This is a genomic window from Methanofollis sp. W23, assembly GCF_017875325.1.
Classification (GTDB): domain Archaea; phylum Halobacteriota; class Methanomicrobia; order Methanomicrobiales; family Methanofollaceae; genus Methanofollis.
This window is the reverse complement of record NZ_JAGGMN010000001.1, coordinates 2,165,510-2,188,638: the sequence shown is the minus strand read 5'-3', so window position 1 is coordinate 2,188,638 and position 23,129 is coordinate 2,165,510. Positions and strand designations below refer to the sequence as shown.

The following is a 23,129-nucleotide window of genomic DNA, read 5'->3' as shown; positions in this document are numbered from 1 at the left end:
GGCATGGGAGCCAAGGATCGTAGCAGCATAATCTTGATCCTCCTCACGCTGGTGCTGATGATGTCATACGCGATCCCCTGGGTGAGGGAGAGCGTCGGCGGTGCAATGGACCTGATCTTCGGGCACCTGGTGGACGTCTATGGTATCCCATTCTTTGTGCTGATTATGATCCTCTCGGCGATCACGGGGTTGTACTCTTCGCTGATCCAGAAGTACACCATCGATTATGAGAAGATGCAGCGGGTCCAGGCGAGGATGAAGGAATTCCAGAAGGAGTTTCGTGAGGCACAACTTGGCGGCGATGAGAAGAAACTGAAGAAACTTGAGGCAAAGAGGGACCGGATGATGCAGGAGCAGCTGGATCTTTCCAAACAGCAGTTCAAACCGATGGCGTTTATTCTGCTCCTTACAGTGCCGATCTTCTTCTGGTTGCTCTTCCGTCTCCCTGGTGTTGAGCAGACGATGACAATCCCCTATGTGGGAACGCTCGGGTTCATGGATCTCGCCTTTGGGTTCTTCCCGATCTGGATCCTGTGGTACATGATCTGTTCGCTGGCGATCAGTCAGGTGATCAGGAAATCACTCAATATTGGGGGGTTGTAGATGCGGATTACTGTCAGCGGGTCGCCGGGTAGCGGGACAACGTCGCTTGCCCGGTACCTTGCTGAAAAGCACGGGCTCAGGGCGATTTCGGCCGGTGAGATGTTCAGGACGCTTGCAAAAGAGCGCGGGGTCAGTCTTGCCGAGTTTGGGACGCTTGCTGAGTCCGACCCGGCGGTAGACAAACTTATCGATGCACGCCAGAAGGAGACAGCCGAGGCCGAGGACGATATCGTGGCCGAGGGGAGGCTGTCTGGATGGATGGTCGCAAACGCGGACCTGAGGATCTGGTTGTCGGCGTCGATCGATTGCCGGACGGTACGGATCTCGTCGCGCGACGGCGAGGGAGAGGACGAAGCGCGCAGGCATACTGAGGAGAGGCAGGCCTGTGAGCGGGGGCGTTATCTCTCGTATTATAATATTGATATCGATGATCTCTCGGTCTATGACCTGGTCCTCAGTTCAGAGCGTTGGGATGTCGACGGGCTGGGTGCGATCGTCGATGCGGCGATTGCTTCCCTGCATGAGTAATTCTCTTTTTTTGTGCTCCGGGGGTTGCCTTTCGGGGTTTGCATGATGGTGTGATCTGTAGGGTCGGCTCATGCCTACGCGGTTGGAAATTATCGGCCCTGTAGAACCCCTCACTTCCTCTCGGTCCAAGGGAGACTCACTCGCCTTCCCGCACAATCACACCGGGGGCGCTGCCCCCGGCGCGGTGGTGGGGGAAGGGCTTGAAAGGTTGCGGTGACCTCTTGGTTTGCCCGGTGAGGTCGATATGCAGAGGAGAGAAGCTCTTTCAGAATGATCATCGGTGGTGCAGGGGCACGGGTCGGTACCGGTGATCTGACCTGTGGGGTGCCCGGTGCGGGGGGTGCCGCACCGGGAAAAAAGGTTCTGAGTGGTATCTGCCAGTTATTAGAGGGGATTTTATCTGCTGGCCGACGGCGCGATCCCTGCGGCCTGCCTGATCTGTTCGCGGAGGATCGGGTGGATCATCGGTGCGTCGGCAAGGGCGCTGAGGGCGTCGTGTGCCTCAGTGTTCCCTTTCTGTGCCATGATGCCAAGGAGGTCCACGGCGTCGCGCTGGATGTCGTTGACCATCGGTTCATTGTCATCTTTAACTGAAAGATAGAGTCGGAATACTGTTCCGTCTTCAAAATGATGCATTGCTTTCACCTGTACATGGTAATTGTTTTTCTCAAATAAATGGGATATGTTAATTTATCCTATTGAACTTTGAGGCATCAGGAGAAAGTATTTATCGAATTAGTGCCTTTTTATAAAAGCACTGCACAATGCCCCGCCATGAGAGGTGAGATCGCCAATTACGTGATCTCCGACCTCATTTATTTCCATATAACAGGAATCAGGGAGTATTGATGGGGCGCATCATATGATGATTCTGCACGGAGTCTTACTTTATGAACTTTATCACGGTCTTTGACCAGATCTTACTTCTCTTCCTCCTGGTGCTGGCTGGATATGCGGCCCGCTGGCTTGAAGTCTTTGACGATGAGACGACCAGTGGTCTCTGCAGTCTGCTGGTGAAGGTTACTCTGCCGGCCCTGATCATCTCCTCGATGATGGTCCCCTTCAGCGCGGAACGGTTGACGGCATGCGGCGAGATGCTTGTCATCTCGGTCGTCTTCTATGCGATCTCTCTTGTCGTCGCCTGGGTGGTCCCGAGGGTCCTTGGGTCGCCTGAGACCGACCTCGGGGTGTACGGTTTTCTCCTGATGTTCTCGAACACGGCGTTCATGGGGTTCCCGGTCATCGAGGCAATCTTTGGAAAGGATGCACTATTCTATGCCGCGATCTTTAACCTGCCCTTCAACCTGCTGGTCTTCTCCATCGGGATCATCATGCTCCGTTGGGGGGCGTCGGGGGAGAGGGCTCGCCTTGACCCGAAGATCCTGTTCAACCCTGGGATCATCTCGGTCATCATCGGATTGGTCCTCTTCGTCACCTCGGTGCGCCCGCCCCTCCCGGTTGAAGGGGCACTTGCATCTCTTGGGTCTCTGACTACCCCTCTCTCGATGATCGTCGTCGGGGCGATGCTCGCACGGGTCAATCCTGCCGAGGTCTTTCGTGGGTGGCGGGTCTATGCGGTCACGGGAGCGCGCCTTCTCCTGATGCCGGTCGTCGTCTGGGCGGTCCTTGTGCCCTTTGTCCATGACCCCTATCTGCTGGGGGTGCCGGTGGTCATGGCGGCGATGCCGGCCGCTGCTTTTGCGGCAATCCTTGCAGAGGAGTGTCACACTGATACAAAACTGGCTTCACAGGGAGTGTTTCTCTCAACACTTTTTTCAGTTGGGACCATCCCCTTTGTCGCTCTCCTGGTTGCCTGAGGGAGAGATGATCTCCTGGACCCTCCCCACTTTCCCGTCCTTCAGCCTGACCTTGATCCCATGAGGGTGAAAGGACGAGTTGGTGAGAATGGTTGCAACGATGCCGCGGGTACGTTTGCCGGTTTTCTGGTCTGCCTTTAAGACGATGTCGACAGTAAGCCCTGGTTTGATGTCCTTGCGGTGCTGTCCGTTCATGGACCAACAAGTTCATTGAACAACGCTTTTAATGTTCCCTGTGGAATAGGTAATGAGAGTGAATTTACAATGGGTGCGTGTAAAGAGGCGTATTACAACACGGTCGAGCGCGACCTGAAACAGGCGTACAGAGGTGAAGACGGCTGGAGAATCGAGCGCAGTCCTGATGGTGGCGATACTGCGCCTGACTTCCTGTTGAGCAGGGGCAGGCCTGGCTCTCTCGAGCAGATCGTGGCGAACGTCAGGATCGCCCCCGTGATTGGGGCTGATGATGTGGCCCGTCTGCGGGCCGCGGCCGAAGGTCTTCTTGCAAAGAAGGCGCCGGTGAAGAAGATGCTCCTCGTGGTGCCACAGGATGTTGAGGTCTCAACTGAGATGGAGGATGTCGACCTCTTCTACCTTGGATCCTATGCGGTACGGGGCAGTGAGGTCATCTGGTCGAGCAGCAATCTCTGGACTCCTGATGGCACACCGGTGCTGGGTAATCTTTAAATTTTCTTTTTTTATTTACGGCCTAAAAAAGAAGATATTTGGTGCCAGAAACTGAGCTCGAAGTTGATGCCCGAAAGGTGTGCCTAACAACTCCGGCTATGTATCTTCTTGTCGTGGCGCTTATTAAATCTATGCATTTAACTTTCCCTCAGTGTTAATCGGTTGATCCTCACCTTCGGTCCACGATCCGTTTTGGTCGCCCCTTCACCGCCGCGAGTTCAAGTCCTCCGGGCGCGGTGAAGTGGAAGAGCACTCTGCACTTCTTCTCCTCACAGGCTTCTGCAAGTGTCGGTTTATCTGTGAAGAGTCTCTCAAGAAACTGGTGTTTGACGGCATTCTGGTCGGCCGAGGCGAGGTCTTCGCATTCCATGCTGACCCTGAGGACGGTCTCGTCCTCGTCACCATAGAGAAAGGCCTCATATTCGCCGGTCAGGTATGCCATGTTCTCGGGCTGAAAGACCGCCCGCTCAATATCGACCCGGTTGACCGCGCACCCCGCAACGGTTACCGTCTCGGCCTCCCTCCAGGGGGGTTCGATCCTGAGGTGCGTCCGCCCGCAGGCGCAGGTGCTGCGGCTCACCACCCGGCTCCAGTCCTCGGTGTCGTAATTGAGGAGGAGGGTGCCGGCTTTCCCGCCAGGGGGGAGGAGGGTGGTGAGGACAAGGCGCCCGTCTTCTCTGTCTCTGACGAAACGTTCGAGCGCTGGATCGTACAGATCGACGTGCACGAGGTCTTCGGGGCAGTGCAGTCCGTTTTTGACAGGGCACTCTCCGCACATCGTGCCTTCAGTGGAGCCGTAGGTGTTGTAGACCTTGCAGCCCCAGACCTTTTCCAGATGGGCACGGGACTCTTCGGCAAACCCCTCCCCCCCGATGACGAGACTCCGCACCCCTGCGTTCTGTGGCTCGATCCCTTCGGCCCTGAGTCGTCTTGCAAGCCTGAGGAACTTGAAGACGCTTCCGACGATGGCGGTGGGCCGGTAGTTCCTGATCACTCTGACCGGGAAGGTGCATTTTCCTTCAGGGATGACAGCGACGCCCATGTCCCTGGCGGCAAGGGTCATGGTGTTTGCCCCGATATTCATCCCATACGAGGTGCAGAGGACAAGACGGTCTCCTTTGCCGATCCCCTGGGCGGTAAAAGCCCTGGCATACTTCTCGGCATATCGCTCCCAGTCTTCCCAGGTGAGGAAGAAGGTCTTTGGCACCCCGCTTGTCCCGCTTGTCTCATGCACCGTGAAGACTTTCTCCCATCCTATCGAGCGGAAGGCGAAGTCGGGGGCGGCCGGGGGTTGGTGCTCCCTGATCACCTGGCCTGAGATGACCGGGAGGTCGAGGAGATCTTCGTGGCAGGTGACGGCGGTCGGGTCGATCTGTTCTTCTGCAAACCATTTTCTGTAGAAGGGAGAATGTTCGGCGGCGTACCTGACGGTGTAACGGATGCGCTCGTCGACAAGGGCGTCAAGGTCGCCCCGTTCCATCGTCTCGATCGTCTCGTCCCAGTACCTCGGTGCCATCATCCCCTGGGGCGGCGGGATGGTTTATAGCATTTGTGAGTTCCTCATCGTGTTTGCCCTGTATTCATCCCAGGTCTCCCTGGCCTTATCCTCACAGGAAGAACTTCGCTGCGCACCTATGCCTCTATCCATGCCTTTCCCTTGCCCTTGTGCCGTGGGGAGGGAGATAGGGGCGGGAAGGCAGAGTGGGTGTCCATAAAGAGGGTTGCTGCTGTCCGCCGCCACCCCCCCAGGTACAGAGAGACATCAAGAGCATCTCTCACGAGCATACCCCTAAACCCTCTCCTGGGGTGAAGATGTCCTCGAACTGAAACGTCTTCTTCCAGAAACTCCAAACCATCCTCCACCGGGGCGTGCCGCCCCGGCGCGGCGGTGTGGGAAGGCTTGAATGAAGGCATGCATGGGGGCGCAACGAAAGGGGGAGACTCTTCCCCCCCGTATCCAATCGCGCTCTCCTGGGAAGCGGAGGCCCGGAAAGTTCTGGGACGATCTCCAGGAAAACGCTCTCAAAAATTATGTGTATAGATTTTCATGAGGATTTTAACTCGCCAGATCCCATAGATACCAGTATACGCGGGATAAAAACTTCCTATGCGTAATCGGCCGCCTTCGCCCATGGGATCTTCATCCCTGTCCTGCACGCACCCGGGGGTGCACCCCCCTGGCCCCCTCCATGGCCAGGAGAGGGGGAGGGCGGTGGTCGAAGAATTCTCCATGAACATATCCCGAAACTCTCTGAGGCTTGAACTGAAACACTCCTTTCCAGGAATTTAGAGTGCGAATCTTCCGGCGGGTGGCGTGCCGCTCCCCGGTCCCCCCGCAGAAGATAGGGAGGAGGACGCTTGTCCCCTTTTCAGGATCATCAAGGATGTCTTTCCGTCCCCATCGCCATCCTGGGGGTCAGGGGGCCGAGCCCCCGGCACGAGCGTGTGGGAAGGCCAGAGGTGCTTCTTTACGCTACGAGGGGGTGAGGATCTTTCAACCATCATCCATCGCTATCTTCTGTGAAGGTAAGGTTGGAGAGTTTTGGGATGACCCCCATCAGTACGTTGATCGAGACCCCAATAAGTAGTTTTTAAGGCTCTGTAGAAATTCTCAGGATGTTTTTGTCTGCCAGGGGGTGTGCCGCCCCCCAAACCCCCTGCCACACAATTGGTCGTGAACGTCACATCTCTCGTCTGGTCCATTGATTGTCCCTTCCCGGCCCTCTCTTCATCCCGGGGGTCAGTGCGGGACTCGCCCCAGGCACGGAGATGTGGAAGGTGGGCGAGTCACGCTCACACCAGGAATAGGTGAGGGTTTCTACAGAGCCAATTTATAAGAGTTTTATCCTCACGTTCGCTGCTCCTATCACACCGCAAAACTCTTTGATCTTCATCTGCTCCTCCCGGAGAATCCATCAGGCAGGAGGTCGAGAAGATACGGTATGACACAGGAGTACGTGCGGGTGAAGATCTGCGGGGTGACACGGCCTGAAGACGCGCGGGCGGCCGAGGCGGCGGGGGCCGACGCCGTCGGGGTGGTGATGTACTCGGACTCTCCCAGGTCAGTCAGTCCAGACAAGGCGTCGGCGATCTTCTCGGCCCTCGGCCCATTCATGGCGCGGGTGGTGGTCACCCATACCCCCTCGCCAGAGGATCTTGCGGAAGTACTCGCCCTCGGCCCGACCGCGGTCCAGATCTCATATCCCCATGACGTCCCTGAGACGTGCGGGACGGCGGTGATCAGGGTGGTCGGTCGGGACCGTCCGGTCCCTCCTCTTCATGCGGACGCCTATATTGTGGACGAGAGTATGGGGCGGGGCCGCCTCTTTGATCCCGTCTCTGCGCGCAGGATCATCGAGAAGAGTGGGGTGCCGGTGGTGCTGGCCGGGGGACTGACCCCTGAGAACGTGCGCGCCGCCGTCAGGGCCGTCGGCCCCTATGCGGTGGACGTCTGCTCAGGGGTTGAGACCAGACCCGGGGTGAAGGATCCGGCCCTGGTCAGGGGCTTTGTCGCCGCGGTGAAGGGGTGAAGGTCCGCTCACGCAGGACCTGCCGCGCCGCATACCCCTCATTTTGAAGGGACGTGTCCAGGTAGACCGTCTCGTCGGGGGTGATCGTGATCACGTTGAGGTCTGCCGGAAAAGAGGCAAGCATTTCTTTTGAGATCCCGCAGAGGTCGAGTGCCTCCTTGTGGCCCTGGTCCCCTGGACAGATCACCTCGACATTGCCGGTGAGTTGCATGCCGCGCACCTCCTCCATGGTGGCGCGAGGGTCGTAGATCGCGACCGAGGCGCGGGGGTTCTGGACCAGGTGGGCGAACTTTGCCCCGCCCTCGCTGAAGATATAGACCCGCCCGTCGGCATAGAAGTAGTTGACCGGCGTCGCCCGTACCGAGGTGCCATGGGCGGTGGCGAGCACACATTCTGAATGGGCGATGAGGAACCGCTCGGCCCTGGCCTTGAAGTCCTCTTCAGGCATCTGGTCGATGCCCTCCAGTTTCTCGCGCAGGCTCAGGGCATACGCGGCGACCGCCTTCATGTCGAGGAGGTCGTGGTCCTGCAGGATGAACCCGGTCCGTTTCGCATAAAAGGTGAGGGCGTTTCTGTCCTCCCGGTCGAGGTCCGCGGTCCTGAGTTGTCCGCCGAAGGCGACGGCCGGCACCTCTTCGCCGAGGAAGGCCCGCAGTCCTGTGAGGTATGTCCGCCCCCTGTGAAGTTTGACACAGGTGCAGAAGAGGGCCACCGATTTTTCTCGCAGCCACGAGGCATTGGTCTCGACAAATCGCCTGACCGAGGGGACGACCTCCCCATTGTAGATGGGTGTGCCGATCACAAAGAGGTCAGAGGATTTCAGGTCCTCTGAGAATGCCTCGGGCCGGCACATCCTGGACGGCCCCAGGACGAGGGCGAACGCCCTGGCCACCTCGGCGGTCGTCCCGTATTTGCTCTCATAGACGACACATGTCCTGAGCATGAGGCCCCTTCTGCCATCTGCTCTGATAAATACTCTGGCACTGCCTGGTGCCTGGACTGGACCCCCATGCATGTGGAGAGGTATGAGGACGGCGCCCTCCTTCCATGATGTGAATGCTCTCCTGGACACCACCTTGAGAGGGAAGAGAAAGACGATACCGCACCCCTGCACTCTTGCTTATGATGTCCATTCCGACCTTCCTCGTGCAGACGATAGTGATTGGATTATGGCTGAAAGATCCTCCTCCTGTTGTCACGCAGACCTGCATCCATCTCCTTCCCGAAGCTTGCACCGGGTGCGGCCGCCCCCGGTGGAGGACAGGGTTTAGAATTTCGGCTCTTTAGAATCCCTTGCCTCTTGTGTGTGGGGATGTGTGTCGCCCGCCTTCCCACCTCTTCGGCCGGGGGCGCTGCCCCCGGACCCCCGGGATGAAGATAGGGTCGGGAGGGCACAATCAATCGTCATGAAGAGCGTGATGCCATCCCCCGCCAGAGATACCTGTCCGGAAGATTTCTACAGAGCCGAATTTCTGGAAAGATGTGTTTCAGTTCCAGAAGATGTTCGCTTCCAGAGAGTTTTGGGATCTGTTCAGAGCCAAAAGAAAAGATGAGGATCTCGGTTCAACGCCCTCCGACGCCGCCACCGCCGAAGCCGCCGCCGCCACCGAAACCGCCCCCTCCACCACCGAAGCCGCCGCCACCGCTGCCGGTGGAGGGCGCGGAGAAGTGAGCGATCGGTATGAAGGCCAGGGGCATATGGGAGTAGACCGGCATCCCCACCTCGGCATAGGAGACATGCAGGTGCTCCATCGCCTTCTCGACCTGCTCGCCCAGGCCCAGGGCGGTGCCGTAGACCATCCACTCGCCCCACATCGAGAGGTCTTCTGGGGCGTACTTCTGGATCTGCGCCATGTCGGAGAGGAAATTCTCGAAACTTTCCCATTCCAGTTTTTCCTTGAAGTGGTCGCCCTTCCAGTGGCCAAAGAGGGTCGAGGGCATCAGGAGGGCGATGCCCACCTCGACGAGCCCTGCGACCGAGAGGACGATCGCCGGCACCGACGCCGCCCCGGTGGCCGGGGCAAGCACGAAGACCAGGACTGCAAGCCCGAGGAGGAATGCAGGCGGGAAGAGGAGGGGTGAGACAAACTTCCTGCCGTCCACCGCGTACTTCCTGGAGAGGCGCGTGTCTGTCGGGTTGAAGAGCGCCTGGAGACTCCGCTGGTAGCCCTGCACCGTGGCCAGGTCGGCCCTGCCCTCTGCCGCCCGCGTTGCCATCCTCTCCAGTTCACCAGAGTCAAAGACCCCGTTGCCCCCGACACCGGAGATGTAGTTGAGCACCCGCTGTTCATAGGGGTCGTCTGAATGGCCGCGGTTGACCGTGACCGTGATCCCCTTTGCATCGTCCTTCTCCCTGACGGTGACCACGCCCTGCCTGTGGAGGTCGAGGAGCGTGGCGTAGAAGGCGTCCTCGTCTGACTCATTCACGTCCCCCTTGAAGAGGAGGTTCACCTGCCAGGGTTTGAGGGCGGTGTTGGGCGTGAAACTGAGATACTCGGGGACAGTGAAGGTCTTCTCCCGCCCATACCTGCGGTATAGGAGGAGGAGCGCGAAGGGGAGGACGAGGACCAGGAAGGCCGCAACCGTCTGGAAGACCGAGGCCGCATGGTACGGGAAGTTATACCAGAAGGCGCCTTCTTCGGTCTTCTGTCTCAGGTCGTCGACCGGGTGCGGGAACCCGCTCGTCTGGTCCAGGTAGGAGAGAGGCAGGAGGAGTTCGACCGCCACGGGATCGTTTGCGGCGGCACTACCTGTGATCGTCACCGTCCCGTCCTGCCGTTCGACCGAGAGCCAGGGCGGGTAGGCATAGACCGTCTCGATCCCCTCCCAGTCAGGGAGGGTGAGGGTGAGGTGGCGGTACGGGATATGCTCGCGGACGAGTTTGAGGTTGACATGGGCCACCTCGCCGTCGTACTCCACCGGTGGGCGCATGACCGAGTGGTACTCGACGACATATGTGCCTGCGTCGAAATATCCAGGGTTGTAGAGCCCGACCTCGTTGGGATAGGCCTTGCTCCTGATGAACTCGGTCTCGGCCTCGGTCGCGGTCGGGTAGGTCCTGACCTCACCAGAGGCGTCCTTCACGTATCCGATCACTCCCTCTGGTACCGTCATCTCCTCGAACTTCACGTGCGGACTTGACGCATCGGCAAAGGTGAGGCGGTCGTCGAAGAAGCGGAAGAGCATCCTGTACTCATCAGAGCGCGCGACGTCATAGGTGTAGCGTTCGACAAAGGTGCCGTTCTCGTACAGGACCGCCTGATAATCGTCGACGACCAGGTCGCCCTCGGTGAGGAAGGGCAGAGCGGCGCTGAGGCCGAGGGCCGCAACGCCGAGAAAAAGGGTGACGATGAGGAGGGTGGCGATCTGCCGGTTTTCACTCACCACGTCCACCTCAGAACTCGATCTTTGGCGCCTGCTCGATCTCTTCCTCGAACTCGAGGTAGTCGAGTCTCTGGACATGGGCCATGGAGGCGACGATGTTGGAAGGGATCGTCTCGGTCATGGTGTTGAGTTGCTGGGCGATGTTGTTGTAGGTGTAGCGCTGGCGGGCGATCTCGTCCTCGATCTGTCTGATGGACGCCATCAGTTCAGAGACTGTCGCCTGCGTCTTGAGGTCGGGGTAGGCCTCGGCGACGGCGAAGAGCCGACCGATGATCGAGCGCGACTGCCGCTCGACCTCGTTGAGGTCGCCGGGATCGGCCTTCCCGACGCCTGCCCGCATCTCGGTGACCCTGGTGAGGGTCTCCTTCTCGAAGGAGGCATAACTCTTGACAGATCCGAGGAGCTGCTCGATCTGGTCGAGACGCTTCTTCATGGCGACACGGATCTGGCCGAGGGTGGCCTCGCCCGAGTTTTTCAGGTTCATGAACCGGTTGTAGATGCTGATGATCCAGCCGATGAGGGCGAGGATGACCAGCACGACGACTGCGATTACTATGATGGTGGCTAAGTCCATGGGTTCACCGTACCTGAAAAATAGAGGTCTGCGGATATGAAAGTATGGATGGGGCGGCGCGTTTCTGGAGAGATTTAAGATGTCCCAGAGGTTCTTTCGTGCTCTCAGGGCTCTGGTGAACCATGCATGGACCGAGAGCGTGTTTCAGGCAATCCCTCATGAAAAGCGAGGCGACTCTGCCTGGAGACGAATGCCCACCCGGACCCCTGCGGCACGATCGATGAGGGGAGGCGGTCTCATTGCGTTCCCCCCAGGGATGAGTGGGGCTCTCTCCAGGTCCGAAAAAAAGGCTTACCGCCTCCTCCATAACAGGAGAGCGACGGCTGCAAGTCCTGGCAGGATGGAAGGGCTTGCGTGTGTGGTCGCGGTCGGTTCTGTGCTACTCCCTGAGGTGACACGCCCTGCAGGGGCGGCCAGGGGGGCGAGCGTGGCCCCTGGCGACCCTTCCTCTCTCCCTGTCGAAAAGAATCCGATATCTCCTCCCTGTCCGGCGATCGCCAGTCTTCTCCCGTCGGAAGAGAGTGCGACCACCTGCACGCTCCTGTTTCCGAACGGCTCATGGTCGTCGTCCTGGAGAGTGCGGAGCACGACCCCTTCGTCTCCACCCGCAGCAATGACCGAGCCTTCGGCCGAGATTGAGACCGCAGGAAGGCGCTTCCCGATGACCTCTTCCCAGATGAGGATCCCGTTTCTGTTCAACAAGAAGACCTTTCCATGGTCGGCTCCGACGAAAATATATGCTCCGTCGTGGGTGACGGCGCAGGTGAGTCTTTCGCTCCCCCCGGTGTCATAGCGCCACAGCAGTCTTCCGTCCCCGGTGTAGACGTTTACCATCCCGTCCCTGGTGCAGGCTACGAGAGAGGATCCATTGTCGGTGAGTGCCACGCTGATAACGTCCTCTGAGGTCTCAATCGTCCAGGCAGGTTCGAAGTCTTTGGAGGTGTCGCCCCTGAAGAGGACCAGACTCCTGTTGTCAAACCCGGCGGCGATACAGGAACCGTCAGGGGACACCCCGACCCCCAGGGCGAAATACCCGGTGTCAAGCCTGAAAGCCCGGTCGCCACGGTGGTCATAGGCCCTGAGGTCGGCGCCGCCCGTGACAAGGAGCGCCCCATCATCAGAGGCCCCGAATGTCTCTACATTGTTTGCCGGGACATGCCATGAGAGTGTCCCATCTTTATCGTACCATGAGAGTGTCTGATCTGAGAGGACGGCCACCCTGGTGCCGTCGGCATTCAAGGCAACCTGTTTCACCTCGCCAGGGACTGCCACCTCAGAGAGCGGTGTTTCTTCAGGTGTCGCTGCCGTCGCGATCGCGGGAAGTGCCGAGAGAAAGAATAGGAAGAGGATGGGGCCGATGATTCTCATCCAATCCTCCTGAGGAGGAAACATGCACCCCCCACCCCGGCCAGTGCTGCAAAGATCCCGAACCCTGGGGTCTGTGCGCCTGATGGTGTGGGTGTCTCCTCTTCTGTGCCAAAGAGATCAGGGTGGATGTCGGCCGCCACCATTTCGATGGCGTCCACGATCCTGGGACCGCCGCGGTCGATGATGTCTGAGGGCACAATGTAGATCCGATCATTCTTCACTGCCTTGAGGTTCTGGAAGCGCGGCTCCTCGGCGAAGTACCGGTAGATGAGGTCGCTCTCCCCCCCGTCCATCCCGGTGCCAGAGTTGACCAGGATCACGTCAGGGTCGGTGGTGAGCACTTTTTCGAGGGTGACGATCTGCCAGCCTTCAATATCAGGGAAGGCATTCTCTCCGCTGGCGATATCGATCAGCTCGTCCTGGAAGGTGTTGTTGCCGCTCACCCAGATGGGGTCGTACCAGACGACATGCATTACGGTCGGGTGCTCAGGGGCGTCCTCCACTTTTGTTTCAACAGCGTTGATCCGTTTCTGCATCGAGGCGGCAAGTGTCTCGGCCTCTGCCCCCTTGCCAGTTGCCTCGCCGACGAGTCTGATGTCATGGAGCGTTCCCTGGACCGAGTCGGGGTTGAGGGTGACGACGGTCAGGCCAAGTTTCCTGAGGTGGTCGACCACCTCTTCGGTGTTGCCAAGGGCGGCAAAGACCAGGTCAGGTTTCTCCGCCACGACCCGCTCGATGTTCACGGTGGAGAACCCGCCGACCTTTGGCTTCTCGGTGGCTTCTTCGGGGTAATTGCAGTAGTCGGTCACCCCGACCATGCGGTCGCCCAGGTCAAGGGCAAAGAGGATCTCGGTGTTGGCCGGGGAGAGGGAGACGATGCGCATGGGCTCTTCTGTGATGGCGACTTTTTCACCGAAGTCGTCGGTGACCGTGACCAGTTCCCAGGGGCCGCCGGCATTCTGGACTGTCGTGGCGGCGCCGACCGGCGCGGTTGCGGCGGTGGCGGGTGTCGTCTCCGCCTTCCTGGTCTGTCCAGAGAGTGCAGGTGTGGTCTGGCCAGGCAGGATGGGGTATGGTCGGCCCAGGAGGGCGGGGACGGCGGCGGCGGTCATCCGGCAGGGGTTGTCGGTGACCTGGGCGGTCCATTTGAACGATCCGTCAGGCTGCTGGATGTCGGTGAGATATGAGATGACGTCTTTCTCGTTCTTCGTCCAGGTCGAGGGGTCTACACCTGCTGCGACGATCGCCTGCGTCACCCACGCGGCCGACGCCGCATTCGAGGACGAGGATCCGCCGTAGTTGAACCCGCCGTCATCCATCTGGGCATCTCTGAGATAACCCAGTGCGTTCTTCACTGCCGGAGAGTCCTGTGGTTCTCCGGCGGCGATCATCGCCATCACCGATGCGGAGGTGTCGTCGCAGTCGCTTTCGGCACCTGGCATCCAGCCAAACCCGCCATCTTCGTTCTGCTGATCTTTCAGCCAGGCGAGGGACTTTGACGCATCTTCACCCGCAGCGACAAGCCCGAAGATCCCCCAGTAAGTGGTGTAGACGAAGTCGCCGAACTGACCGGAGGATTTCATCTGCGCCTTCAGGTCGGCAAGATAGTCTTTGCCGCCGAAGTCGTGTGGGTCGCCCCCGACGGCAGCGATGAGTGTCACCATCCGCCCGAGTTCCGCAGTCCCTTCGGTCGTGAGGTCCTCGCTGGCTGTCCAGTAGTCGACCGCCGAGGTGCCGTTCACTGTCCAGGTCGAGGGGTCCTGGCCGGCGGCGACGATCGCCATTACCGTAAACCATGAGGTGCCTGGGTTGGTCTCCCGTTCTGGTTCGGCAAATCCGCCGTCTGGGTGCTGGCAGGATTCGAGATAGTTAAGACTCTCCTGTATGGTGTTGTCCTCTGCGGCAAGCGGGTAGGCCGCACCGCCGATGATGCAGGCGGTGCAGAGGAGAATGACGAGTGCACATAGTTTCTTCATTTTTTTTCCTCGTTTCTTTTTATCAGATGTGTAGCACCCACGATTAAGAGTGCTGAAAATGGTGTCAGGGCCCATAAGGGCGTCTGCTGTGAGGGGGTCGTCGGTGGGGTCGTGCCGCCCTCTGCCTCTGGCGGCAGTGGTGTCACCAGGTCTGGTGGAGTCTCTTTTTTGTCTCCAAGGGCGAGGGGGACAAATGAAGAGAGGCCGTTCTGGGACTCCGCCTCGAAGGTGAGAACTTTTTCGCTCTCCTGAACCATTCTGGTCTCGAGGAGTTCTACTGTCCCGTCGTCGGTGAGGTGTGCGATCCTGACGGCCCCGGCGCCACCATGCTCTTTCACCCAGGCAGGGTCGACCTCCATCCTGACGGTCGCACCGAGGATGTCTTCGCCGTTCCTGAGGTTGGTCTTGTTCACGTCCATCACATAGGCGATGCCCAGGAGGGACCGTCCCTCTGTGGCGGCGAGATCTGTGAGGGATTCTGTCATGTCGGGAGACATCAGGTCGCTGAAATCTGTCGTGATGACTCCTTCGGCCGGGATCCCGGCAAGAGAGAGGATGATCTTTCCTGCGGTCCCGGCCGTCCCGTTGAGTCCTGCCGCGGCAGGCATCAGTTCGGCGGTGACGCTCTTTATCCGGGCAGTCGAGGAGTTGTCTGCTGCCTTCATATCACCGGTCAGGACAGTGAGCAGGAGCCCTGGACGTATGAGAATGACCCGATCGCCCCTGACGATCACCTCCTCCCCGTCGCCGCCTGCGTCCTGGCGGACCGAGATCCGCGCGCCTCCTGCACCAAAGGTCAGGGTCACGCCCTGAGGGAGGTTGAGGGAGATGGCGGGATCTTCGGCCGGCGCAAGGCGTTCCTGTATGGTCTCCGACCCCTCGCCGCCGTCGCCCCCATTTGAAGTGGTGGTGCCGAAGGCGACCTTGAGGTAGATCGCCCCGGTCGAGTCTTCGGGTTCTGCCGACATGCTCTCGCTGTAGTAGAAGATGACTTTGTCGCCTTTCTTCACGCTATAGGAGTTGGCGCCGACCGACGGCGACTTTTCGTTGACCTGATAGACCCATCCGGCCAGTCCCTCGCCTTCACGACCATTGACTGACTTGAGGTACAGCGTGCCGTACTCCTCGTACCACTTGTCGTCGAGGACATAATCAGCGCCTGAGGCATCCAGGGCACCGAGGGCGGTCCGTTGCTTCACAGAATAGACCTCACCGTTCTCGGTGGTTACGTTGAAGGTGCCTGGACCGAGGGTGACGGTCTTCCATGGTCCTGAATCGTCATCGAGGTCTCCTCCTCCGTCATTGGTGCCCCCAGAGGTGATCTTGACATTCTTTTCGACGCTCTGGCCCTTTGCCTCTGCAGTGACCGTGAGTGTGCCGGTGAGGTGCGGGACAAACTTCACCGTCGTCCCATGGGCGTAGTATGGTGTCCCACTGTTCATCTGGAAGGTCACGTTTGCCTCGGTGTCGAGGGTGACGGTCACGGCCGAACCTGGGGACGACCCGGCGACATCCATGGTGAGCGCCGCTGCCGGCGCTGCGAGCACGAGGAGAAAGAGGAGGGAGAGGGTCCACTTCATGTGATGGCGCATTCCACTCCCTCGCTCATGAAGAGACAGCGCTGGGGATACTCTTCGATCTGGTAGATGCCTGCATGGAGCGTGTAAGTGCCGGTTTTTGCCTGGAGGGGCACGGTGACGAGGACCGGGACCCCGATACTCTCGCCGGTATTGAGATAGACGGTGCCTGTACCTGCAAGGGACTCACCATTCTCATCGGTCCCGCTCACCACGATGACATACCGCCCTTCGTTCACGGCAGAGGCCGTGACATCGGCGCGGACGCTCCCGCCGCGGTTCCCGTCGGTGAGGGTGAGTGCGGAGAGTGTGGCCTCAGTCATGCTCACACGGATCCTGACGACGGCGTCGGCCTCGTCGGTGAGGGGAGCATAGGTCGTCTCGTTGACAGGGCAGTAGAAGAACTCAAGGAGGTCGCCGTCGTCAAGGGAGTTTCTGCCAAGGCCCATGGGTGCCGATTGGTTGTTGATGAAGATGGACCAGGACCGTGCGTCAGGGTTGGTCCAGTCCTCGTTGGCAATGCCGTCGATCGATTCGAGGCTGAAGGAACTGTATGAATCGTACCATGAGTCGCTTGCCTTGAAGGTGAATTCTCCAAGGTCAGCGGCGTCGCCGAGGGCGCCGAGGTCGGTGGTGTGGTTGACTTCATAGGACGCAGAAGCGTTGTTCGACGGGATAAAAGTGAAGGTGGCGTCGGTGAGACTGACCGTGCCGTCGAAGATGATCTCAGGATGGGGTGACCCTTCGCCGAAGGCGTAGAGGTGGTTGTTCTCGGCCCCGAGGTACAGGACACCCTCTGAGACTGCAGGTGATGAGGCGTAGAATGAAGCAAAGGTGTTGTCTCCAGGTGCTTCTAGGGTGTATGACCATACTTCGTCGCCTGTGGTGGTGTTCACCGCATACACAGTCCCTGTTTCTTCATTTGTCGCGAAGTAAACCGTCCCGTCTGCGACCACCGGCGAGACGGTGATCTGGGCGGAGGGGAAGGTCCAGCGCTCTGCACCGGTGATGGTGTCCAGGCAGTGGAGGCCATCTTTTGCGCCGACATAGAGGTGGCTGGCGTCAACTGCAGGGGAAGATGAGGTGCCGGCGAGAGATACATTCCAGCGTTCGTCGCCGGTCTCGCGGTCGAAGGCATAGGTGTTGATGGCCCCGGCGCAGAAGATCGCGTTCTCGCCCGCGGTCGGTGTCGAGAGGAGGACGTCACTGACGCTGGTGTTCCAGATCTCGCCCTGCGTCGAGGGGTCGATACAGAAGAGGGCGGTCATGTTCGAGCAGTAGACCTTCCTGTCGGCCGCCGCAGGTGAGACGAAATATCCTGCCGCGCCGCCGGTCGTAAACGACCATGTCTCGGTGCCGTCAAGGTCGAATTCGTGGAGTACGCCGTCAGAGGCTGAAAGAGTGTACACTTTTCCATCGTATACGAGTGGAGACGAGGAAAGCCCGAAGTATCCGGTCTCGTCGATCTTCTCGCTTGACCAGAGAGTTGCCCCGGTCTCTTCGTCGATGCAGTAGAGCTTGCCGTCGGTCCCGCCAAGATAGATCTTCCCATCCATGACGGCGGTGCCCGAGACCGACCCGACGGCCGCGCCCCCGAGTTCATTGGTCCAGAGTTCTTCACCGGTGGCGGCGTCATAGCAGACCAGTCCTGTAAGTCCGTTGTCGTCGAAGACCATGTCCGGCCAGGTCGGGACAAAGACCTTGCCGTCATGGACTGCCGGAGACCCATCGGCGTACTCTGCAGTCTCTTCCACCCAGAGGGTGGCATTGGTCAGGGGACCACTTGTTGTAATGGCCCCGGTCCGCGCTTCGTCCGCGCCAAACATCGGGTAGTCGGCCGCAACAGGAGCGGCAAGAACGATCAGAAGGATGCATATCATCCCTGTACAAGGAAAGTGTGCCATAATTTTCTCCCCATAAAAATATTTATCCCATGTATTCACACAAATTATCTGATGTTAAGTTAATAGATTTTTCTATAATGCTTTCGCAGATACGTGCAGGCGACAAATTCCCTGTACAATAGGACATTGTAGAATCTCTCACCTATCCAGGGTGCGAGCGTGATTCTTCACCCTCCCCCAGTCATACGCCCCAGGGGCCCCTTTCCCTGGCATGATGGTAGGGGAAGGCAGTCGGTCAGATCTGCTGCCCTCAATCGCCGGATCTTCGCCATCGTCTCGCGTTGAGAGAGACCCCCAGGACCCCCCAGGATGAAGATAGGCGGGGCGGCCCTTCGATGGTGCTCTCTGTGGTGTCGTGCTCCCAGGGAGGAACACAGATCAGTGCACGATCCAGAGACCCACGATCATGGTCATCCCCTCTGCCTGAGCCCGGGGTTCATGCCAAGATTTCACAGGGCCACCTCCTCCCCCTTCCCTTGAGTTCTTGTCCTTTTCTGCAGGAGAGTCTCCCCGCGCTGTTCACTTCTTCCTACAGGATACAACGCGTATGAGCATGAGCGGGGTGCAGAAGGAGTCGCATGTTCAATTTAGAAAGGGGATTAAGAGTGATCCTGTATCTCCTTGAGGTTCTCAGGACCCTTCGCGGCGACGATCCTCTCGTAGCCACCGGAGGCACCATTTTCAAAGACGACCTTCAGGTAGATCGCCTCAGCCGAGTCTTCGGGCTCTGCCGACATGCTTTTACTGTAGTAGAAGACGACTTCATCGCCCTCCTCCACAGCATAGATGTTGGCGCCGATCTCCGGCGTCTCGTCGTTGACGTGGTAGACCCATCCGGCCAGTCCCTCGCCCTCGAAGGCGTTGATGGACGAGATGAACAGTGTGCCGTACTGCTCATACCACATATCGTCAAGGACATAGGTGGCATTCGAAGCATTGAGGGCACCAAGAGCAGTGCGCTCCTCCACCTCGTACTTGGTCCTGTTCTCGGAGGTCACGGTGAAGGTGCCCGGCCCGAGCGCCACCTCCTCCCAGACGATCCCGTCATTCCCTTCTCTGCTGGATACCCCGCTGGAGGAGATCATGGACGTGATGTTTGACGATGGCATCCGACTCGTTTATCGGCGAGGATGCGTAGTCTGGCGCCTCGCCCCAGGTCTCATGTTCCCCGAGGGTGATGTTCGTCTCAGGATCAAGGGTGACATTTCCTTCCCACCCGGTAAATCCTGTTGCCGCAACAGGTACGGCAAGAAGGATGAGAAAGGCGGATGCCGTCTCTGTACACGAAAACCATTTCATATTTCCAGTCTCCACACGAACCTACGCATACATCTTCATTCTGACTGTTTGGTGTTGAATGAGGACTGATCTTCGCCCCCCCCTCCAGTATTCATATCACAATATATGACGAATGGATATGTGATGGCCAGGTGAATGCCATGATCTGTATGGGATATGCAAGCATCTCTCCCGAACAGGTGGAGATGGTAAAAAAACTTGAGAAAGAGATGAGAGTGACGCTCCTTGCGTACGCCAGGCCATCCTATTCGTCGCTGAAGGACACGGACCTCAGGAGGATCCAGGACTTCGAGAAAGAACCGGGGCTGTCGCTCGTGGCATATGAGGTCTGAAGGCCTCATCTCGCTTTTTATTTAAACGGTCCTGTATCCTATGCCGCTTATGCTCTGAACCACACCCTCTGGTAGTGTGCGTGGGTGCCAATCATTTGGGTAACTTTATTTTCCTTAGGGTAAGATACGTTTAAGAAGACTATCATGCAGAAGAAGACCTGGATCGTGCTGGTCACCCTCATTCTCATCCTGGGTATAAGCATCATCCTCACCACCGCCATAGGGACCAGCGGCCTCTCCCTTCTCGACCTTGGCCCCGCCGGGATCACCCAGATCCTCTTTGACGTCCGCCTCCCCAGAGTGCTCGCTGCCCTCCTTGTCGGTGCGGGGCTTGCGGCTGCAGGGACCGCGATGCAGGGGCTCTTCAAGAACTCGATGGCAGACCCCTACATCATCGGGACGTCGTCGGGAGGTGCCCTGGGTGCGTCTCTCTCGATTGTATTTTTGATGGGATGGGGGCTGCCGGTCTTTGCTTTCATCGGTGCCACCGCCTCGACCATTGTCGTCTACCTCATCTCGCGCCGTGATGGACGGGTGGCAGTCGAGACCCTTCTCCTCTCAGGGATCGCGGTCTCCCTCTTCCTCTCGGCCCTCCTCTCCTTTGTGATGTACATCTCAGGCAAGAGCCTCCACCAGATCATGTTCTGGCTGATGGGCGGCCTCTGGAATGTCTGGTGGGATGATGTCAAGGTCGCCGCCCTCATTCTCGTCGGGTGTATCATGCTCTTCTTCTTTGCCAGGGACCTCAATGTCATCTCCCTTGGCGAGGAGGACGCCCTGCACCTGGGAGTGGACGTCGAAAAACTCAAACTCGCGCTCCTCCTTCTTTCCTCATTTATCACCGGGATCGCCGTCTCGGTCGCCGGGGCCATCGGGTTCATCGGGCTCATCACCCCGCACGTGATGCGTATCATCGTTGGCCCTGACCACCGGGTGCTCCTCCCCTCGGCCATGATGGCCGGTGCGGTCATCCTGATGTGGGCCGACACCCTTGCCCGCACCATGCCCAATGAAATTCCGGTCGGGATCGTCACGGCGTTCTTTGGAGCGCCATTCTTCATCTATCTCTTACGGAGCAGGACACGGACATGACAACAGAGATGATCAGGGCAGAGGACCTCGATGTCAGGTATGGCGATGTCCAGGTGCTGGACGCCGTCTCGCTCGCCGTGAACGAAGGGTCGTTCATCGGGATCCTGGGACCGAACGGGTGCGGGAAGACCACGCTCATCCGCACGATCTCGCGGGTCATCAACCCGGCGGCCGGTGCGGTCTATGTCGACGGCAGAGAGATCGCCGGATATTCGCCCAGGGAACTGGCCACCAGACTCGGCGCCGTCCCGCAAGAGACGATGGTCTCCTTCGGGTTCACAGTCGAGGAGATCGTGCAGATGGGTCGCCACCCCTATCTCGGACGGCTCTCGTCGATGAAAGAGGCTGACTACGCCGTTTGCCAGAAGGCGATGGACCTGACCAGCACTGCCCACCTGGCCGACCGTCTCATCACCGAGATCAGCGGGGGCGAACGGCAACGGGTGCTCATTGCCCGCGCCCTCGCCCAGCAGCCCAGGGCTATGCTCCTCGACGAACCGACCTCCCATCTCGACATCAACCACCAGATCGAGGTTCTCTCGATCATCAGGGGCCTCACTCCCGAGGTGACGGTGGTCGCCGTCTTCCATGATCTCAACCTTGCCGCCTACTTCTGCGACCGCCTCATCCTCATGGAGAGAGCAAAGATCGTTGCCGCAGGTTCGCCTGAAGAGGTGCTCACCGACGCCCATATCAGGCAGGTCTTTGGCGTCCCGATGATGGTCAGGACCCACCCGCTCACCGGGAGACCGTACCTGGTCCCGCGGTATGAACCGGCGCCAGCGCCGGCGCCCCAGGACACTGCACCGTTGCACGTCCATGTTGTCTGTGGCGGGGGCACCGGGGCCGAGACGATGTATGCCCTCTCTTCGCAGGGGTACAGGGTCACCGCCGGTGTCCTCTCGGCCAACGACTCTGACTGCACCACCGCCGAAGGGCTCGGGATCCCGGTCGTCAAGGAACCACCCTTTGCACCGGTCTCTGCACGTTCACTTGATGAATATGCTGCTCTCCTTGAGAAGGTCGACGCCGTGGTCATCACCGAGATGCCGGTCGGCCCGGGCAATATCGCCAATCTCAAGGTCCTGGGACAGTCCCATGGCCCGAAGATTTTTGTGCTGGCACGGGACGGTTCCTCGCTCTCGAGCCGTGATTATACCGGGGGAGAGGCGACCGCGATCTTCTCGTCCCTCTGTCATGGCGGTGCTGTCTCAGTCAAAGACATCCCCATGCTCGTGGCGCACCTTGCGGCTCTCAGGAAGAGAGGGAAGAGATGAAACTTCCTGGATGTTCTACCTACTGCCTCATGGACCGTCCGCTCGAGGAGGCACTTGGTCTGCTTGCCGCCGAGACCAGGCTTGTCGAGGTGCTCTCCGACTCGCTCCATTCCCTGTTCTTCTACCAGGAGGCCTGCGACTCTTTCGACTTTTCCTATACCGTCCATGCTCCGACCACCGATATCAACCTCGCTGCGGAGAACGAGACGATGCGGTGCGCCTCGGTCGAGGCGATCGCCGATCTTGCCAGGATCTGTGACGAGGTCGGGGCATGCCGACTTGTCGTCCATCCTGGTTTCTGTATGGAACCTCACCTCTGGCAGGCCTCAGAACAGGCCCTGCTACGGTCTCTCCACGACCTTGCCGCGCTCCAGGACGAGGTCTCGGTCGTCCTTGCGGTCGAGAACATGGGCTCATGGACCTGTTGCCACTTCAGGGACACCAGTCTCCTCCCGCTTCTTGACGACCTGGGACTCGGGTTTACCCTTGACATCGGGCATGCCGTGCTCACCGGCACTCTTGAAGCCTTTCTTGCAGAGGCACGGCCGGTGCATTTTCACCTCCATGACAATGACGGCACACATGATCTCCATGCCGCCTGCGGAAGCGGTTGCATCGATTTTTCAGCGGTGATGGCGGCCATCCCTTCGTCGGCGACGGCCGTCGTCGAGGTGCATGACCCGGGGGCAGTGCGGCCGAGCATGGAGTTTTTGCAAGGGAAGAAGAGGGCGTGAGCCTGAACCTGTTGCGTTCTTCGACTCCGTCCCGTGGGTTAGGTCCTCTGGGTCATGACGACGGGAGCGGTGTGATGATCATGCATCCCGCCCCATAATCAGGTGAAGAATGTTCCCTCTTTCCTTCACGCCAGAGGAGATCCCAGATCCCCACGTCAGGATGGGCCCGGGGACGGTACTCCCCTCTTCAGGTGCATCGATTGAGCCTTCCCGGCCCAATCTTCATCTCGGGGGAACGAGCGAGAGCGAGTTCGAGAAAATTTTTAATTTTCGAGAGCGCCCTCGGACGATGGTGGGGGAAGGCATGATGATCAGACGTGCCGCCCCTTATCGCACGATCTTTCCTGCCATCTCGCGAGGGGATGGGGGGGTGCGGCGATGGAACAAGATCCCCCCGATTCTTCTGTCTTGAAATTGAGAGATCAAGTGACGAAAAATTTTCATCGT

21 protein-coding genes are annotated in these 23,129 nt (G+C 59.1%); 9 read left to right on the top strand and 12 right to left on the bottom strand.

Translation table 11 applies throughout. From position 1 onward, the window contains the following. The first annotated feature begins 3 nt into the window (after nt 1–3). Nucleotides 4–603 (top strand): EMC3/TMCO1 family protein, encoded by a 600-nt coding sequence (locus J2129_RS09315; RefSeq protein ID WP_209630600.1) that lies wholly within the window; start codon nt 4–6, stop codon nt 601–603. After that, nucleotides 604–1,131 (top strand): (d)CMP kinase, encoded by a 528-nt coding sequence (gene cmk / locus J2129_RS09310; protein WP_209630599.1) that lies wholly within the window; start codon nt 604–606, stop codon nt 1,129–1,131. A gap of 396 nt (nt 1,132–1,527) precedes the next feature. Here the strand turns inward: cmk and J2129_RS09305 are convergent, their stop codons facing one another. Continuing rightward, nucleotides 1,528–1,767 (bottom strand): hypothetical protein, encoded by a 240-nt coding sequence (locus J2129_RS09305; RefSeq protein WP_209630598.1) that lies wholly within the window; start codon nt 1,765–1,767, stop codon nt 1,528–1,530. Nucleotides 1,768–2,021: 254 nt separating this feature from the next. On the opposite strand from J2129_RS09305, the gene J2129_RS09300 reads away from it, so the two are divergent. Continuing rightward, nucleotides 2,022–2,948 (top strand): AEC family transporter, encoded by a 927-nt coding sequence (locus J2129_RS09300; RefSeq protein ID WP_209630597.1) that lies wholly within the window; start codon nt 2,022–2,024, stop codon nt 2,946–2,948. Here the strand turns inward: J2129_RS09300 and J2129_RS09295 are convergent. Continuing rightward, nucleotides 2,907–3,143 carry a YwbE family protein gene (locus J2129_RS09295; protein WP_209630596.1) on the bottom strand — a complete coding sequence of 79 codons (237 nt, stop codon included), beginning with the start codon at nt 3,141–3,143 and terminating at the stop codon, nt 2,907–2,909. The genes J2129_RS09300 and J2129_RS09295 overlap by 42 nt on opposite strands. A 69-nt stretch (nt 3,144–3,212) precedes the next feature. Between J2129_RS09295 and J2129_RS09290 the strand changes: the two genes are divergently transcribed. Next, a complete protein-coding gene (locus tag J2129_RS09290; protein ID WP_209630595.1) occupies nt 3,213–3,635 on the top strand; it encodes a hypothetical protein in 423 nt (140 codons plus the stop codon). A gap of 169 nt (nt 3,636–3,804) precedes the next feature. Here the strand turns inward: J2129_RS09290 and ftsA are convergent, their stop codons facing one another. Then, the gene (ftsA, locus tag J2129_RS09285) at nt 3,805–5,154 is read right to left on the bottom strand and encodes a coenzyme F390 synthetase (RefSeq protein WP_209630594.1); all 1,350 of its coding nucleotides are present in this window, start codon (nt 5,152–5,154) and stop codon (nt 3,805–3,807) included. Between the two features lie 1,423 nt (nt 5,155–6,577). On the opposite strand from ftsA, the gene J2129_RS09280 reads away from it, so the two are divergent. Beyond that, the gene (locus J2129_RS09280) at nt 6,578–7,165 is read left to right on the top strand and encodes a phosphoribosylanthranilate isomerase (RefSeq protein ID WP_209630593.1); all 588 of its coding nucleotides are present in this window, start codon (nt 6,578–6,580) and stop codon (nt 7,163–7,165) included. Here the strand turns inward: J2129_RS09280 and J2129_RS09275 are convergent. The 9 genes from J2129_RS09275 to J2129_RS09235 form a co-directional block, all read right to left on the bottom strand. After that, complete coding sequence (locus tag J2129_RS09275) at nt 7,134–8,108, bottom strand: flavodoxin domain-containing protein (RefSeq protein WP_209630592.1); 975 nt, start codon at nt 8,106–8,108, stop codon at nt 7,134–7,136. The genes J2129_RS09280 and J2129_RS09275 overlap by 32 nt on opposite strands. 620 nt (nt 8,109–8,728) lie before the next feature. Continuing rightward, nucleotides 8,729–10,549, bottom strand: coding sequence for a DUF2207 domain-containing protein (locus J2129_RS09270; protein WP_348632316.1), 1,821 nt, complete (start codon nt 10,547–10,549; stop codon nt 8,729–8,731). 10 nt (nt 10,550–10,559) lie between these two features. Further along, a complete protein-coding gene (locus tag J2129_RS09265; RefSeq protein WP_209630590.1) occupies nt 10,560–11,123 on the bottom strand; it encodes a LemA family protein in 564 nt (187 codons plus the stop codon). Between the two features lie 291 nt (nt 11,124–11,414). Then, nucleotides 11,415–12,491, bottom strand: coding sequence for a PQQ-binding-like beta-propeller repeat protein (locus tag J2129_RS09260; RefSeq protein WP_209630589.1), 1,077 nt, complete (start codon nt 12,489–12,491; stop codon nt 11,415–11,417). Beyond that, complete coding sequence (locus tag J2129_RS09255) at nt 12,488–14,467, bottom strand: helical backbone metal receptor (RefSeq protein ID WP_245320711.1); 1,980 nt, start codon at nt 14,465–14,467, stop codon at nt 12,488–12,490. The genes J2129_RS09260 and J2129_RS09255 overlap by 4 nt, the downstream gene beginning before the upstream one ends. Continuing rightward, on the bottom strand, nt 14,464–16,047 hold the full coding sequence (locus J2129_RS09250) for a DUF4430 domain-containing protein (protein ID WP_209630588.1): 1,584 nt from the start codon (nt 16,045–16,047) through the stop codon (nt 14,464–14,466). The genes J2129_RS09255 and J2129_RS09250 overlap by 4 nt, the downstream gene beginning before the upstream one ends. After that, on the bottom strand, nt 16,044–17,948 hold the full coding sequence (locus tag J2129_RS09245) for a PQQ-binding-like beta-propeller repeat protein (RefSeq protein ID WP_209630587.1): 1,905 nt from the start codon (nt 17,946–17,948) through the stop codon (nt 16,044–16,046). The genes J2129_RS09250 and J2129_RS09245 overlap by 4 nt, the downstream gene beginning before the upstream one ends. 599 nt (nt 17,949–18,547) lie before the next feature. Next, nucleotides 18,548–19,033 carry a DUF4430 domain-containing protein gene (locus J2129_RS09240; RefSeq protein ID WP_209630586.1) on the bottom strand — a complete coding sequence of 162 codons (486 nt, stop codon included), beginning with the start codon at nt 19,031–19,033 and terminating at the stop codon, nt 18,548–18,550. Continuing rightward, nucleotides 18,993–19,247, bottom strand: a complete 255-nt coding sequence (locus J2129_RS09235; RefSeq protein ID WP_209630585.1) for a hypothetical protein — start codon at nt 19,245–19,247, stop codon at nt 18,993–18,995. Before J2129_RS09235 ends, J2129_RS09240 begins: the two co-directional genes overlap by 41 nt. A gap of 140 nt (nt 19,248–19,387) precedes the next feature. Between J2129_RS09235 and J2129_RS09230 the strand changes: the two genes are divergently transcribed. The 4 genes from J2129_RS09230 to J2129_RS09215 all read left to right on the top strand — a co-directional run bounded on the left by J2129_RS09230 (nt 19,388) and on the right by J2129_RS09215 (nt 22,682). Continuing rightward, entirely contained in the window at nt 19,388–19,579 is a 192-nt protein-coding gene (locus J2129_RS09230; RefSeq protein ID WP_209630584.1) for a hypothetical protein, read from the top strand. Nucleotides 19,580–19,723: 144 nt separating this feature from the next. Next, a complete protein-coding gene (locus tag J2129_RS09225; RefSeq protein WP_209630583.1) occupies nt 19,724–20,671 on the top strand; it encodes an iron chelate uptake ABC transporter family permease subunit in 948 nt (315 codons plus the stop codon). After that, nucleotides 20,668–21,948 carry a heme ABC transporter ATP-binding protein gene (locus tag J2129_RS09220; RefSeq protein WP_209630582.1) on the top strand — a complete coding sequence of 427 codons (1,281 nt, stop codon included), beginning with the start codon at nt 20,668–20,670 and terminating at the stop codon, nt 21,946–21,948. The genes J2129_RS09225 and J2129_RS09220 overlap by 4 nt, the downstream gene beginning before the upstream one ends. Nucleotides 21,949–21,977: 29 nt before the next feature. Then, nucleotides 21,978–22,682 carry a sugar phosphate isomerase/epimerase gene (locus J2129_RS09215; RefSeq protein ID WP_209630581.1) on the top strand — a complete coding sequence of 235 codons (705 nt, stop codon included), beginning with the start codon at nt 21,978–21,980 and terminating at the stop codon, nt 22,680–22,682. Nucleotides 22,683–23,129: the final 447 nt, after the last annotated feature.